The organism is bacterium (genome assembly GCA_016786595.1).
In the GTDB taxonomy this organism is placed as follows: domain Bacteria; phylum Bdellovibrionota_C; class UBA2361; order SZUA-149; family JAEUWB01; genus JAEUWB01.
In genome coordinates, this window is sequence record JAEUWB010000003.1 from 26,390 (window position 1) to 41,034 (window position 14,645).

11 protein-coding genes are annotated in these 14,645 nt (G+C 43.2%); 7 read left to right on the plus strand and 4 right to left on the minus strand.

Annotation, left to right across the window (positions count from 1 at the left end):
* Positions 1-46: 46 nt before the first annotated feature.
* The 4 genes from JNK13_00645 to JNK13_00660 are packed head-to-tail and all read left to right on the plus strand — an operon-like array spanning position 47 to position 2,721.
* On the plus strand, positions 47-322 hold the full coding sequence (locus tag JNK13_00645) for an XRE family transcriptional regulator (protein ID MBL7661236.1): 276 nt from the start codon (positions 47-49) through the stop codon (positions 320-322).
* Entirely contained in the window at positions 319-1,302 is a 984-nt protein-coding gene (locus JNK13_00650; protein ID MBL7661237.1) for an ABC transporter substrate-binding protein, read from the plus strand. Before JNK13_00645 ends, JNK13_00650 begins: the two co-directional genes overlap by 4 nt.
* Before the next feature lies 1 nt (position 1,303).
* Positions 1,304-1,984: an ATP-binding cassette domain-containing protein gene (locus tag JNK13_00655; GenBank protein ID MBL7661238.1), complete on the plus strand. Its 681-nt coding sequence runs from the start codon at positions 1,304-1,306 to the stop codon at positions 1,982-1,984.
* On the plus strand, positions 1,972-2,721 hold the full coding sequence (locus tag JNK13_00660) for an ABC transporter permease subunit (GenBank protein ID MBL7661239.1): 750 nt from the start codon (positions 1,972-1,974) through the stop codon (positions 2,719-2,721). Before JNK13_00655 ends, JNK13_00660 begins: the two co-directional genes overlap by 13 nt.
* Before the next feature lie 74 nt (positions 2,722-2,795).
* Here the strand turns inward: JNK13_00660 and JNK13_00665 are convergent, their stop codons facing one another.
* Positions 2,796-3,674, minus strand: a complete 879-nt coding sequence (locus tag JNK13_00665; protein ID MBL7661240.1) for a hypothetical protein — start codon at positions 3,672-3,674, stop codon at positions 2,796-2,798.
* A gap of 316 nt (positions 3,675-3,990) precedes the next feature.
* Positions 3,991-4,653 (minus strand): leucyl/phenylalanyl-tRNA--protein transferase, encoded by a 663-nt coding sequence (locus JNK13_00670; GenBank protein MBL7661241.1) that lies wholly within the window; start codon positions 4,651-4,653, stop codon positions 3,991-3,993.
* Between the two features lie 42 nt (positions 4,654-4,695).
* Here JNK13_00670 and JNK13_00675 point away from each other — a divergent pair, with 42 nt between their 5' ends.
* From JNK13_00675 to JNK13_00685, 3 genes are all read left to right on the plus strand, one after another.
* Positions 4,696-5,895, plus strand: coding sequence for an MFS transporter (locus JNK13_00675; protein ID MBL7661242.1), 1,200 nt, complete (start codon positions 4,696-4,698; stop codon positions 5,893-5,895).
* A 108-nt stretch (positions 5,896-6,003) separates the two neighbouring features.
* Entirely contained in the window at positions 6,004-12,177 is a 6,174-nt protein-coding gene (locus tag JNK13_00680; protein ID MBL7661243.1) for an alpha-2-macroglobulin, read from the plus strand.
* Between the two features lie 4 nt (positions 12,178-12,181).
* Complete coding sequence (locus JNK13_00685) at positions 12,182-13,003, plus strand: trypsin-like serine protease (GenBank protein ID MBL7661244.1); 822 nt, start codon at positions 12,182-12,184, stop codon at positions 13,001-13,003.
* Between the two features lie 254 nt (positions 13,004-13,257).
* On the opposite strand, the gene JNK13_00690 is transcribed toward JNK13_00685, so the two are convergent.
* Together JNK13_00690 and JNK13_00695 are read right to left on the minus strand one after the other, a co-directional pair.
* Positions 13,258-13,446 carry a hypothetical protein gene (locus JNK13_00690; protein MBL7661245.1) on the minus strand — a complete coding sequence of 63 codons (189 nt, stop codon included), beginning with the start codon at positions 13,444-13,446 and terminating at the stop codon, positions 13,258-13,260.
* 410 nt (positions 13,447-13,856) lie between these two features.
* Positions 13,857-14,618, minus strand: coding sequence for a sulfite exporter TauE/SafE family protein (locus JNK13_00695; GenBank protein ID MBL7661246.1), 762 nt, complete (start codon positions 14,616-14,618; stop codon positions 13,857-13,859).
* Between the last annotated feature and the right edge of the window lie 27 nt (positions 14,619-14,645).

Sequence of the window (14,645 nt, forward strand, 5' to 3'; positions counted from 1 at the left end):
TTAGTAATTTAATCATCTATACTAATTGTATCATTTTTGGTACATTATGGCAATACAAATCCCGCTTAGTAATCCACCGATCTTAACCCGTGAAGATTCCCGTCCAAATCCGAAGCGCATGCTTTCTTATCAACTTGAGCGCGCGATGGCGCACAAAAAAATTTCACGTGTTGAAATGGCAGAGAAATTAGGTACCAGCCGCGCGGCACTAAACCGCCTGCTTGATCCCCAAAATGAATCTGTAACTCTAAAAACAATACTGCGAACAGTTGAGGTTTTAGGTTACTCACTAATTCTTGAAGTTAAGGAGAATGACAAATGACTAAAGCTTGTTTATGTTTAGTTTATTGTTTGTATTTGTTGAATGTGCTGCTCAATCCTGGATCAACTTACAGTCAGGAATTAAAAGCAGTAAAAGTCGCGCAATTCGGTAAAGAAAAATTTTTACTTTATTTGCCGCTCTATTACGCAATCGAAGAGGGATATTTTAAACAAGCCGGATTAGCACCTGAAATAATCTTTGCTGGAAATGACGATCAAGTATTTGCAACAGTAGCTAGCGGAAGTGCTGATTTTGGAGTTGGTGACCCAATCTTTGCTGCGATTGCTGAACACAAAGGGTTATCGGCGAAAGTCGTAGCTCTCTTAGTACAACGTCTATCAAATACAGGCTTAGCAGCCCGCGCTGACTTAAAACCGCTAACTAAAATCGAGGATTTTAAAGATCTAAGAATCGGTACATTTCCTCAACCTTCCACGACATTCTCACTCTTAACTGAATTGCTGTTGCAACATCGAAATCAAGTCGGCAAGGCAAGCTTAATTGAAGCACAAATTGGTTCAATGACAGCTTTGCTTAGTTCCGGAACTGCGGATATTGTCTTTGATCTAGAACCAGCAGCTTCGATTGCTGAAGCCAAAGGTTTTAGAGTGGTAACTGATTTAGCACGCTTTACTCCACCCCAAGCAATCACCGGCATTACTGTGCGCGGAGAGTTTTTGCAGAATAATATGGAAGTTGCGAATAAATTTGTTGGTGCATTAGATCGTGCGTTAAGTGAAATTTCAAATGACTCTGAGCAAGCTTTAAAAGTTGCAATAAAACTTTTCCCCGATCTTAAACCGGCTGTTCTAAAAACAGCTCTAGTACGCATGCATGAGCAAGAGGTTTTTCCTCAGACTGCTAAAGTTAAAAGAAATCTATGGAATCGATCAATTGAATTGCGAATCAACAGTGGAGCTCTCGCACCAACAGTTTCCAAGAATTTAGGATTAGACTTACGTTTTGTTGAAGAAAAATAACATGCCTTTACTGGAAATTAACAATTTAATTTTTAGACGCGGAGACAATTTAATTGTCGATAATTTAAATTTGTCACTTCAACCCGGCGAAATTGTTTGCCTGCTAGGGCCAAGTGGAGTGGGCAAGACAACGCTTCTGAAACTAATCGCAGGAGAATTGATTGCTGGTTCTGGAGAGATTGATACGTGCGGAAGTAGGGTTGGCTACCTCGAACAACAAACATCGATTATTCCGTGGTTTGATGTCTGGAATAATTTAATTTTAGGGCCAAGATTATTAAAAGAATTTAATGAGCAAAAAGAGCTTGAAGCGCAACATCTTGGCTCGCAATTTCAACTGTCACCACATTTTAAAAAAATGCCTGAAATGCTCTCAGGAGGAATGCGTAGAAGAGTTGAACTTGGTGCAATTTTACTCTCCGATCCTGACATTCTTCTGCTTGATGAACCAACAACTGGTTTAGATGTTGTCACCCAAGAAATTGTTCATGCAGCGTTGACTGATTATGTAACTAAACATCAAGCTACTGCACTGATTGTTACTCACTCTTTAGAAGAAGCAGCAAGATTAGCTTCAAGAATATTAATTGTCAGCGCGCCTCCACTGGGGGAGCTATATTCAGGTCAACCAGACAATGTCGCTAGCTTAAAAAATTTTTGTATGTCTTTATGGAATGTATAAAAACAGTTTCTGCTCAAATGGTTTTCTTAGCTCTAGTGCTTGTCGCTTTAATGACTGGCTGGGAGATTTTTTCGCAAAGCGACAAAGCGATTGCTTTTTTTCTCCCTCCACCGTCATTGATTTGGGATCGCTATTGGCATGAATTGCTTCAAGGTGAACTTTGGCAAAGTACGAGATATTCTCTAGTGATTTTATTGATTGGACTTAGTTTAGGTTGTCTATTGGCAATAGGCGGGTCGATGTTGTTAGCGACTTTTTATAACGGCAGCAAACATATCGAAAAACTTTTATTAGCATTAAGTTCAATTCCGCCGATTGCGATATCTCCACTGCTGATTTTATGGATTGGTGTTGGGGTTTTTCCTAAAGTTTTTCTAATTACATTTGTCGTTAGTATTGGAGCGGTGGTTTCAATGTACGAGGTAATTTACGAAATACTTCAAAATCGCTGTAATTGGCTCCGGCGGATGGGTATAAAAACCCCAAAACTTCTGACTGTGGTTGTATTTCCAGGTATTTTATCACTTTTTTTAACTGCTGCTAAAAGACAAGTTCCTAATGCGATGCTAGCTTCATTTGTCGGAGAAAGTATTTCTTCGAATCAAGGTCTTTCACATCTGATTATTAGATTTTCAGGATTATATGATATGTCCGGCGCGTTTACGGCGTTAATTCAATTAGCATTAGTCTCGATCGTATTAATCAGCGTGCTCGATAGTATAGAACAGCAACACTAAAATTATAAATGATCAGATAGTGAGCTTAAAAAATTTTGCAGGAGATATAAATGTCTATCTCCTGCAAATCAAACCTACCATTCCAGCAAATGACGAAACCTCAAGATCTCTTCCAGTAAAGCTTGATTCCTACAAACCATAAATGGTTCTGGCTTGAGTGGGTCGTAACGTTTGCCATCAAGATTCACAACTAAACCTCCAGCTGCTTCAATTAAGCATTGCACGGGAAAGACATCCCAGGGCGCTTGCTTAATTCGATCGCTGACGTTGTCATGCAGAATTACATCTAGTCCAGACGTAAACATCCGCATCGCAAGTCCTGAGTGAGGAACCTCATTCGTGATCAAGCGCGTTACTCCAGGTTCGCCTAACTCACCCTCGTAAACACTAAAGCCCCAAGATCTATGACGAGCTACGGGGTAAGCGTTTGTAGCAACCCAAGCTTGATTCAGAATCCTTGCGCCGAATGATTGGAGATTAACTTGTCGGACTGTTTCATCTGCATCAGAGCAACGATAAACGCCAGCTGCTAATGTCCCAATGAACCATTCGCCACTGAGTGGGAAGTGAATCACGGCAGCAACTGCCACTTTTTCTTGAACGTAAGCCAACATCACTGACGGATAGTGCGAACCTGCTCTAAGAATGAAAGCAGTAGTCGCATCAAGTGGATCCACGCTCCAGAATTCTGAACCAAGATCTCCACTCCAATCAGGGCTTAGCTCCTCGGATAAAACATGGATTTTGACGCCTCCGTCACGGAGCACGCGAATAATCTCCGCATTCGCTGAAATGTCAATCTCAGTTACTAGGTCGGCGGGGGACCCCTTGGCGCGCACGTTGTTAATGGCTTGTGCGCCATGACGAATAATGGCACCCGCTTGAGCGGCAGCTTGCACTGCAAGCTGCATCAAGGGGCCGAGTTCTTCTGCTATTGTAAGTAAATACTTCATTTGATCACCAAACAAGCAGTGTTCTAAAACCTTTTAGCTCACTGTCTGTCCCAGAATCCTTAGGATTTAAGGACAGACGGGTGCGTCTCTTCTACTCGGAAGCAAATTTTTGGGGATTGAATGCAACAAGCGCTGCAAGTTGATTCAAAAAAATAAAAATGTGGTTAAATTAAATCTATATATGTGCGTGCTTAGCGCACGGGCGTCGGAGCGCTTAAGGGACGAATGGTAGTAAAATCATAAGTTGTAGTCACAAAACACAGATAGCAGCGATTTTTCTAAAAATCAAGACTTTTCTAACTCTTGTTGTGAATTTTCAAAGAAATAATTTAGCAGAAGAATTTACAGCCGGATTTAAAATCTCCATAAACTCATCGCGTGTAAGTTCAACCGCGCCGAAGCTCTCAAGTAATGACGTCATCTGCTGGCAATCAATCCACTGCACACCTTTGGCTTTGAGTTGTTCGACCAAAAACCAAAGCGCAAGCTTTGAAGCATTAGGGTCGATATAAAAAAGAGACTCACCAGCAAACATTTTGCCGATGCTAACTCCATACAAGCCGCCGACTAAGTTTCCATTTTTGTAACACTCAATACTATGAGCGTGGCCTTCGCGATGTAGATCTAAGTAGGCTTGAATAATTTCCTCCGTGATCCAACTATTTTGGTTACGCTGCAATTCGCGCGAAACAGAACAGCAACGAATCACTGCTTCAAAATCATAGTTGATTCTAAATACGTGTTCTCCTTTTTTAAGAAGTTTGCGTAGTGACTTAGGAATATGAAAATCCTTCAAGAATAAAACGGCACGCCTTTCCGGTGCAAACCAGGTCATTGGCCCTTGGTCGAGAATCGGCCAGGGGAATATTCCATGGCGATAAGCTTCGAGCAAAATTTCGACATTTAAATCGCCACCAATGGCAACGAGGCCAAATTTATTTGCCTGCTTTACAGGAGGGAATGTAAATGCTCGAGTCATATATTTTTAACAGTATAACACAAGTTGATATCGACCTTCTAAATGAAATCCTTGAATCGCACCCCCACAGCCATCCTTTTTACGACTGTAATGTTCGACTTAATCGGGTTTGGCATGGTAATTCCCTTGATCAGCGTATACGGCAGGCATTACGGCGCAACTGGAATAAGTCTTGCAATCTTAGGTGGAATATATTCTCTGATGCAGTTTTTTAGCGCGCCTTTCTGGGGCATGCTTTCCGATCGCTTTGGGCGACGGCCGATCATTTTGATGGCACTCTGCGGATCGACAATTAGTTATTTGATTTTCGGCCTAGCCGAAAATTATTGGTGGCTACTTGCTTCACGCGCATTTGGTGGCGTTTTTGCCGCAAATATAGTCACGGCTCAAGCATTCATTGCTGATTCTACCAAACCAGAAGAACGTGCAGCTGGAATGGGCTTAATCGGTGCAGCCTTTGGCATCGGTTTTACAATTGGCCCCGCCTTCGGTGGAAGCGCCTCGCACTATTTTGGCATTTCTGCGCCGGGAATTTTAGCTGCAATCGTTTGCGGATGTAATTTCTTACTTGCGTTACGATCGCTCCCCGAGTCGCTACCAGTTGAGCAGCGTAAAAAAGATTTCCGCTATCAACATCCATTTCTCCGGAAGGATATTCGACAAATACTAGCCAGCCGACCACAGTTACGTTGCCTAATTTCTGCCTTTTTCATGGTGACCTTAGCTTTTTCTAATATGGAGCAAACGTTTTCATTACTTTTTCAAGGTAAATTTCATTTAACAACAGAGAAGGCAGGTTTTTATGCGGGTATGATTTTGCTGGTTGCTGGATTAATCGGTGTTTTGATCCAAGGTAAATTAATTTGTGGACTAGTAAGAGATTATGGCGAAGCAAGATTGCTCTTAACTGGCCTTGCGGTACAGGCGTTTACGATGGTGATCTTTCCCTTCCCGCACCTATTTTTAGCTTACATTCCAGTTGCGGTTGTTCTAGCAATTGGCAGTAGTTTAGTTACTCCAACTCTTAACGGATTAATTTCTCGTGCAGCTACCGCCGAAGAACAGGGACTGGTTTTAGGTTTTAATCAAGGCCTGGGTAGCTTGGCCCGAGCGCTTGGACCATTTTTAGGATTACTTGCCTTTGAAATCTCCTCTGCTCTGCCTTACTTTATTGCCGCCACGGTTTACCTGACTTTACTTGTTTTTTTATCTTCGAGTTTTAAAGAGTCAACCCCAGCTTAAGTTCGCTAACTTGTTGAAATCTGAGAAATATTTAGCTGGAACTTTTTCCGGTTAGTAAGGTCTAATTATGCTAGATATGTAACCTCGCTTGTTGCTGGAAATTTTTCAATGAAAACAATTAAATTTATTATCATCTGGGCGTTTTTGTTTACTTCAGTATTTGCCCAGGCTGAGACGCTACGCGAAACGCTCTATCAACAATATAGTCAAGGAAATTACAAAGACGCATTCGCAGGCTATCAGAAGTTAGTGCTCGATGCCTCATCCGATCTCACGCAATTTTCTAATGATTTGTCTTATGCCTCAAGCGCCCTTGCTAATCTTGGGCGAGACGATGAGCTTGATGCGCTACTTGAAGATGCCGTAAAGGTTAGACCTAATACTTGGCAAGTGCTTTCAGCTGTTGCCTATGGCTTTCAGCATGCTTCTCACTACGGAACAATTATTGCGGGTAAATTTTATCGCGGGAATTATCGCCAAGGCGGGAAATATATAAACTCGCAAGAGCGCGACCGCGTGCGAGCTTTGCAGCTTGTGACAGCAGCAATCGAACAAAGCAAAAGCGAGAGCGACGTCTCTAAGACGATAGGACTGTATCGACAGCTCAGTGAGTTGCTGATTCAAAACCAAACAGCCGGGTCGGCCTGGAAACTCGAACATTTAACTGACCTGACTAAATTGCCGGGTTATGAAGAAAATTATTATGCAGCTACAGTCTCTAGTGTCGGAGCGCCTGTAACGGCAGATGGGTCCCCATTAATCTATGCGATCCCGTTGAATTTTGAGACTGCCAAGAATGATGGTGAGCGCTTTCGTTGGACACTAAATCGTTGGGCCGAACTTGCTCCACACGACAAAGATGAAGTCAGTTATAAGCTGGCAACATTTTTGCAAAGCATTTTTGGCGTTGAAACAATTCAGAACTATTATTTTACTCCTGCCGCAAGCACTCAAGATGGGCAAACAGAGTCCCAGTATGCCTTACATACATTAAGCGATGATGAGACAATCGCACGCTTAGCTACAGGCATTAAGCGTTTTAGTCTGCCTCAAGACTACAATCCGACAATATTATTTAAATCCTTGGCTGATACAGACGAATCACAAACGCGCTCAAGCTATGCAGAGTCTGCACGTGAGCAACTTTGCCGAATCTATGAAAATCGTCGACAATATCCAAAAGCTGCCGAGTGCTGGAAGCGCGCGATCGGTATTTTCGGAAAAGGTTCGAATAACTACCGTCAGAAAGCGCTCGACCAAATTGTTGGCGCTTGGGGGCAATTTGAACCAACTCGAACTCAAGCTGCGGATGCTCAAACAAGCCTTGAATATAAATTTCGTAACGCCACTAGTGTTACTCTTGAGGCTTATGCAATCGATATCGAAACGCTTTTAAATGATCTGAAAGAATACATTAAAAGTAATCCTAACGATCTCGATTACAGTAAGGTTACAGTTGAGCAAATTGGCTACGAGTTAGCTAATGAAAGAGCGACCAAATATCGTGGTAAAAAAGTCGCTTCTTGGACTGAGCAACTTATTCCTCGGGAAAATCATTTCGATACAAGGATTACACTTAAGACGCCACTGCAAAAAGCAGGAGCATATTATCTCGTAGCAAAGCTTGCTGGTGGGAATGAAAGTAAAATTGTCATGTGGTTGGCAGATACGGCGCTGATTAATAAGGCACTTGACCAGGGAACTTTTTATTATGTTGGCGATGCCTTAAATGGATCGGCAATTAGTGATGCCGAAATTGATTTCTTTGGTTATCGCACTGAATGGATACAGAATAACTCCTTAGTAAATAAAGTTACTGGTCGAAGCTATAATATTCTGACCCGCTCGCATCAAGCAAAAACAGATTCCTCTGGCCAATTAATTATTCCCAGTGGCACACTCGATAAGAATTACTCCTGGCTAGTGACTGCGAAAACAAAGAGCGGACGCTTTGCTTATCTGGGTTTTAGTTCGATTTGGAACGGGAATTATCATGATTACGAATATAACGAACTAAAAGTTTTCACTGTTACAGATCGTCCAGTATATCGCCCTGAGCAGAATGTAAAATTTAAACTCTGGCTGGCCCATGCCAAGTATGATCAGGAAAAAAATTCCTTTATCGCCAATACTGACGTCCAAGTCATTATCAATGACCCACAAGGCAACGAATTTTTTAAGCAAACTCTGCGTACGGATAATTACGGCGGACTTGATGGCGAAATCAAATTACCCAAGGATGCTAAACTTGGAGTCTATACTGTCTACTTGCCGAGCTACTCAAGTAGCAGCGGCACATTTCGCGTCGAAGAGTATAAAAAGCCAGAATACGAAGTGACTGTTGATGCACCAACAAAGCCAATTCGCATTGGTGATAAGATTGAGGCAAGTATTAAGGCCAAATATTATTTTGGCTCCCCTGTGACCGAGGCGAAAGTTCGCTATAAGGTTTTACGCTCAAGTTATACAGCAGGCTGGTACCCAGTCGGAATTTGGGATTGGTTTTATGGAGCGGGCTATTGGTGGTTTGCTTATAACTACGAATGGTTTCCGGGCTGGGCACGCTGGGGCTGTGAGCGACCAATTCCATGGTGGTGGACCTCCCGCACAACACCGCCAGAGTTACTAATTGAAAATGAAGTGCCGATTGGTAAAGATGGAACTCTCAAGATTAGCATTGATACTGAGCTTGCTAAGGCACTGCAGCCTGACCAAGATCAGCGCTATCAAATTACAGCTGAAGTGATTGACCAGTCACGCCGCACAATCGTCGGAACCGGTGAGGTGATTGCCACACGTGAGCCATTTAAGGTTTATGCCTGGGTCGACCGTGGGCATTATAAAACAGGAGACACAATTAATGCCGATTTCAGTGCGCAGACAGTTTCTAATAAGCCGGTGACAGGAAAGGGGACCTTGAAACTTTTTAAAATCTCCTACGCCAATTCCAAAGTAGTAGAAACTGCGATCAATGAATGGAAGATTGATCCAGACGTTGAAGGTCGTGCCCGCACTCAGCTGACTGCGTCAACAGCCGGACAGTACCGCCTCAGCTATACTGTGCTTGATGAAGTTGGTCACAGCGTTGAAGGTGGATATCTATTTACGGTAATTGGTGAAGGGTTTAACTCCAAGGCGTTTAAATTTAACGCGCTTGAGATCATTCCTGAAAAAAGAGAATATACTCACGGGGAAAAGGCTAAAGTCATGATTAACACCGAGGTAGCTGATAGCACCGTGTTAATCTTTACGCGACCTGCCAACGGAATATATTTAAATCCAGAAATTGTAAAAATTTCTGGAAAAAGCATCGTACGTGAGATTGCAATTACCAAAAAAGACATGCCGAACTTTTTCGTGGAGGTTGTAACGATTGGTAATGGTAGAGTTTATTCTGAAGTTAAAGAGATGATTGTTCCGCCAGAGGAGCGCGTGCTGAACGTCAAGGTTAAGACGTCGCAAGAGAAATTTAAGCCCCAAGAGAATGCTAAGGTTGAATTTGCACTAACGGAATTATCAGGTCGGCCCTTCAAAGGTAGTGCCGTCGTGAGCGTCTATGATAGCTCGCTAGAATATATTTCCGGCGGTTCAAATGTTGATGAGATTCGTAGTTTCTTTTGGAAATGGCGCAGACATCACAGCCCACGTACGCTTTCTAGTCTGGACCGCTACTCATCAGCTCTACGTGCTAGCGACGAGGTGCCGATGAGCCCAATCGGTATCTTTGGTTATACTGTTGCAGATGATGAAGTCGATGGCGATCGAGTCTCGGGAATAAAAAAGCGTAAAGGTGGACGCGGAGATTCTGTTGAGATGCTCGCTGAAGGTGGAGTAGGTGGTTTGATGGCGTCCAAATCTGCCGCTGCGCCAATGGTCGCACAAGAAGGTACGGCAGCTAATGCCGTGGCCGATATGCGTGAAGAGTCTAAGGATGCGTTTAAAGAGGAGCGTCAACAAACACCAGGCGGAGGTGCCGCTGGAAAGCTGATTGAGGCGGCAGTGCGCAAGGAATTTGCTGATACTGCGTTTTGGGCAGGGACAGTGAACACTGATGAGAATGGCCGAGGCCAAGTCGAATTCAAAATGCCTGAAAACTTGACTGAGTGGAAAATTAAAGTCTGGGCAATTGGTGAGGGCACGCGCGTTGGTCAAGGTGAAGCAGAAGTTGTCACCGCCAAGGATTTAATCTTACGGCTGCAAACACCCCGCTTTTTAGTTGAGCGAGACGAGGTAGTGATTTCAGCAAATATCCATAACTATTTAGCGGCAGAAAAAATAGTTAAAGCCAAGCTTGAACTTGATGGTGGATATTTAGAGTTTATCAACGGGGAAGAGCAAAGCGTGACAGTCCCAAGTCAAGGTGAAAAACGCATCGATTGGCGTCTCAAGGCAGTCAAGGAAGGCTTAGCAACAGTGCGTGGTTTTGCACTAACTGATGTCGAATCAGACGCAATGGAATTAAAGATTCCAGTGCATGTTCACGGCATTTTAAAGACTGAAAGCTTTAGTGGGGCATTACGTGCCGAAGATAATCAAGGAAAAATCTCCATTAAAGTCCCAAGTCAGCGTCGGGTCGATCAATCACTTCTTGAAATTCGCTATTCTCCGAGCTTAGCAACAGCGATGGTCGATGCTTTGCCTTATCTGGTAAGTTATCCATACGGGTGCACGGAGCAAACCCTGAATCGTTTCTTGCCGACGGTGATTACGCAAAAAATCCTCCAAAGCATGAAGCTTGATCTCAAAGCGATTCGCGATAAGCGCACAAATTTAAACGCCCAAGAAATTGGCTCGGCACAGTTACGTGCGGCGCAATGGAAGCGCTTTGCGGATAACCCTGTTTTTGACGAAGCTAAAGTAGCTGAGATGGTTAAGGTCGGATTGGACCGTTTGGAGGCAATGCAAAATTCCGATGGTGGCTGGGGTTGGTTTTCTGGATATGGGGAGCAATCTTATCCACATACAACAGCGGTTGTGACTCATGGGTTGAATATCGCTAAAGCAGCTGGAGTGAATTTCAGTCCAGATACACTTTCGCGTGCCTTAGCTTGGTTAGAAAACTATCAAGCTCAGCAACTACAAAAGCTCAAGAACGCCAAATTCAAGACCGAGCCTTATCAAACATATGCCGACGAGCTCGATGCTTTTACTTATATGGTATTGACTGAAGCTGGTCGTCCGAATGCCGAGATGAAAGAGTTGCTTTTCCGAGATAAAACTCAAATTGCTGTGCATACCAAAGCTATGCTCGGGATTGCTTTTGCCAAGGAAGGAGACAAGGCTAAAGTCGAGGCGATTTTGAAAAATATTGAGCAGTATTTGGTGCAAGATGATGAAAACCAAACTGCCTATCTGCGTTTACCAGAAGATAACTACTGGTGGTATTGGTATGGTAGTACAATTGAGGCCAATAGCTACTATTTGAAACTGCTTGCACAAACCAATCCAAAGGGCCAAGTGGCTTCACGCCTTGCCAAGTACTTAGTCAATAATCGCAAAAACGCAACCTATTGGAATTCTACGCGTGATTCTGCAACTGCAATCGAAGCGCTTGCTGATTACATTCAAGCCAGTGGTGAAAGCGCACCAAATTTAACTGTCAGTGTTGCGGTCGATGGGAAAATACTTAAGGAAGTTAAAATTTCCCCAGAAAACCTATTCACTTTTGATAATGTCTTAATGCTTGAAGGTGCAGCACTAACTGATGGCAAACACGAAGTTAGTATTAAAAAGTCTGGAACAGGCCCACTTTACTACAACGCCTATCTGACGAACTTTACGCTTGAAGACTACATCACGAAGGCTGGTCTTGAAATTAAGGTCAACCGTAAGTTCTACAAGTTAGTAAGGAATGAGGAGAAGATGTTGCTAGCAGGTGCGCAAGGGCAAGCGTTAGAAGCACGTAAAGATTCATATCAGCGTGAACCGCTTCAGGATCTACAAATGCTTAAAAGTGGTGATCTGATTGAAGTCGAGCTAGAAATCGACAGTAAAAACGACTATGAATATTTGATTTTTGAAGATTTAAAAGCTGCAGGTTTCGAGCCAGTTGATCTGCGAAGTGGCTATAACGGAAATGAACTTGAGGCTTACGTTGAATTTAGAGATGAAAAGGTAAGTTTCTTTACTCGCTCGTTAAGTCGGGGTAAACACAGTATCTCGTATCGGCTTCGTGCAGAGATTCCTGGCAAATTCAGCGCGCTTCCAACGCTTGGGTTTGCCATGTATGCTCCAGAACTCAAAGCGAATGCTGATGAAATAAAATTACAGATCGAGGATTAGGTTCATGCGAGCACTTTTCAAGTTAGTATTGATTGTTGGCGGATTAGTCTTAGCCATTGGTTGTTCAAGTAGCGACAGTGATTCAAATAACGATATTGACTTATCCAATAATGCCTGCGGGGTGCTTGGTCTTAAATCGCTTCGCCCGAAGATTTTTGATGGTTCAGAATGTAGTGAAAAAACCTCGCCCGTAGTTGAGTTACGGGTCCGTTTTAATCTCACCGAAGAGTTTGTTTGTACAGGTACGTTGATCACCTCTAAAGAAATTTTGACCGCAGCGCATTGTCTAAGAGGCCCAAATAATGAAAATCCAATCACGGCCACCGCGATTATCGGCGGCAAGAGTATTTTTGCTGAGGCCTATAAAATACATCCTAGTTATCGCGTGGAAACAGAGGCTGTTTTTAATGATTTAGCGATTTTGCGTTTACCGCAGAGAGTTTCGATAACGCCAGTTGGGCTTTTGGTTAGTAGTGCCACGGAAGCTGGAGATGTATTAAATATTTTTGGCTATGGGCTTGATGAAAATGGCAATCTTGGGACGCTAAAAAGTGGTCAGATTTTAGCTGACCGAGTAACAGCAAACCATGTCGTGACTATCTTTGGTAGTGATGGCAGTAACACCTGCACGGGAGACTCTGGAGGACCTGCAATTCGCGTAGAAGACCGTAATGGCTCAATTTTGACAGGAGTCGTTGGTGTGACTTCTTACGGAGACCTCGAAGCTGAGTGTAAGGAAGGCGATACGACATTTTTTACGCGCACTGATATTTCGGCGTCGGTTAACTTTATTCAAACCTATGCACCTGGAGTGCAGCTACTTTAAATAAGCTAGAGATTAGCTATTCTCCCGTAACGAAGAGATTGAACCAAATTCGGCAATTTTTTCACGCATTCTTCCGAGTCAAGGGCAGGCAAATGGGCTGGTCTAGCAATGACACTGACAAATTACTAACGAAATAATTTAGAGTTCGAGAAGAGGCCATTCACTTTAAAACGACATTTTAAAAACTTTTGGGCCGAGGAGTGCAGTGTGACCACATAGGGCACCACCCCTCCTCGGCAACCGTAGCCTCTAGATCATGAATTGAGCAGTCTTTCGACTAGGTCCTCAGAACTAACTTTGTCCATCGGATTCCAGCGCTGACTCGGCTCGTAAAGTTCAAGAATACTAGACATTGGTGATTCAATGTCGCTGATATCTGGCCATAAAACATCGAAGGCAAAGCGCAAGCTGACATTGCACTGATGGGCAACTTCTTCTCGCAAAATTGCTTCGATCTCTGGATCGTAGTCAGCGATAACTAATAGGGCATGCTCATCGAGTTTTACAATTTAGTTTCACAGCAAAGGCGCTTTCCTCCGCTAGAATCTCGATGCGTTGAACCGGGATCCCGATCTTGCAAAAGAACGGAGCCAGTTGAGGGACGATGGGGTTTCCTTCACGCCATACAAGGATGACGCGTTTTATATTCTCGCTTCATTTTCTTTTTTCCTTGGAAAAACCATTTGTGAATGGCTCTTCCGCTGATGAATTCAAAGGAAGAGCTGATTTGAAAATTACTCAAGACAAACATGAGAAAGAACAATTCATCCAACTACTCAATAGCAGTTCTAGATTTTAAAGAAATAGTTTGGAAGCAAGAATCTCTAGAACGAATATTCTGTCTTTAGATTTTTTATTTAATGTAATCGAAAATCAATTTCGCAATTAAAAGTGACAGAACGCAGAGGAATAAGATGCGCACGCGCGCATTGCCATGTTTTAAGGCATAATTCGTTCCCAGGCGCGAACCAATCAGATTACACAAGGCCATTGGTAAAGCATAGCGCCACAAGATGTGACCAGTGGAAATAAAGTAGATCAAGGGAGAGAGATTTGCTGAAAGGTTTACAAACTTTGCGAAGGCAGAGGCATGTAAAAAATCAATTTTCATGAAGCGCACAAAACAAAAAATCAGCATACTGCCTGTGCCGGGCCCAAAGAAACCTTCATAAAAGCCGAGTCCCGCAGCAATTAATCCACTGCGTAAAATATTTTCTCGTGAAACTACAAGATCGTCGTGACTAGTTCCAAAGTCTTTTTTCTTAAATGTATAAAATGCGGCAAGAAAAATTAAAATAATGATTAGCGGTTTGGCCAGAGCAGGGTCGAGTAAGGTAATTGTTTTTGCACCGAGGAATGCAAAAATCGTAGCAGTAATGATTGCGTTAAACAGCAGCTTGCAAGGGATTGTTACGCGCTTGATGTATGTATAGGCCGCAAGAGAAGTGCCGCAGATCGAAGAGAATTTATTTGTCCCAAATAAGGTCGGCAGTGGAGCGTGCGGGAAGAGCGCCAGTAAGGCAGGTACCTGAATCAATCCACCACCACCCACAGCGGCATCAACAAAGCCAGCGAAAAATGCTGCAAGTGGTAGAATAATTAATTCATAGTGCATGAAGGCAGTATTATGGAATTAGCAGAC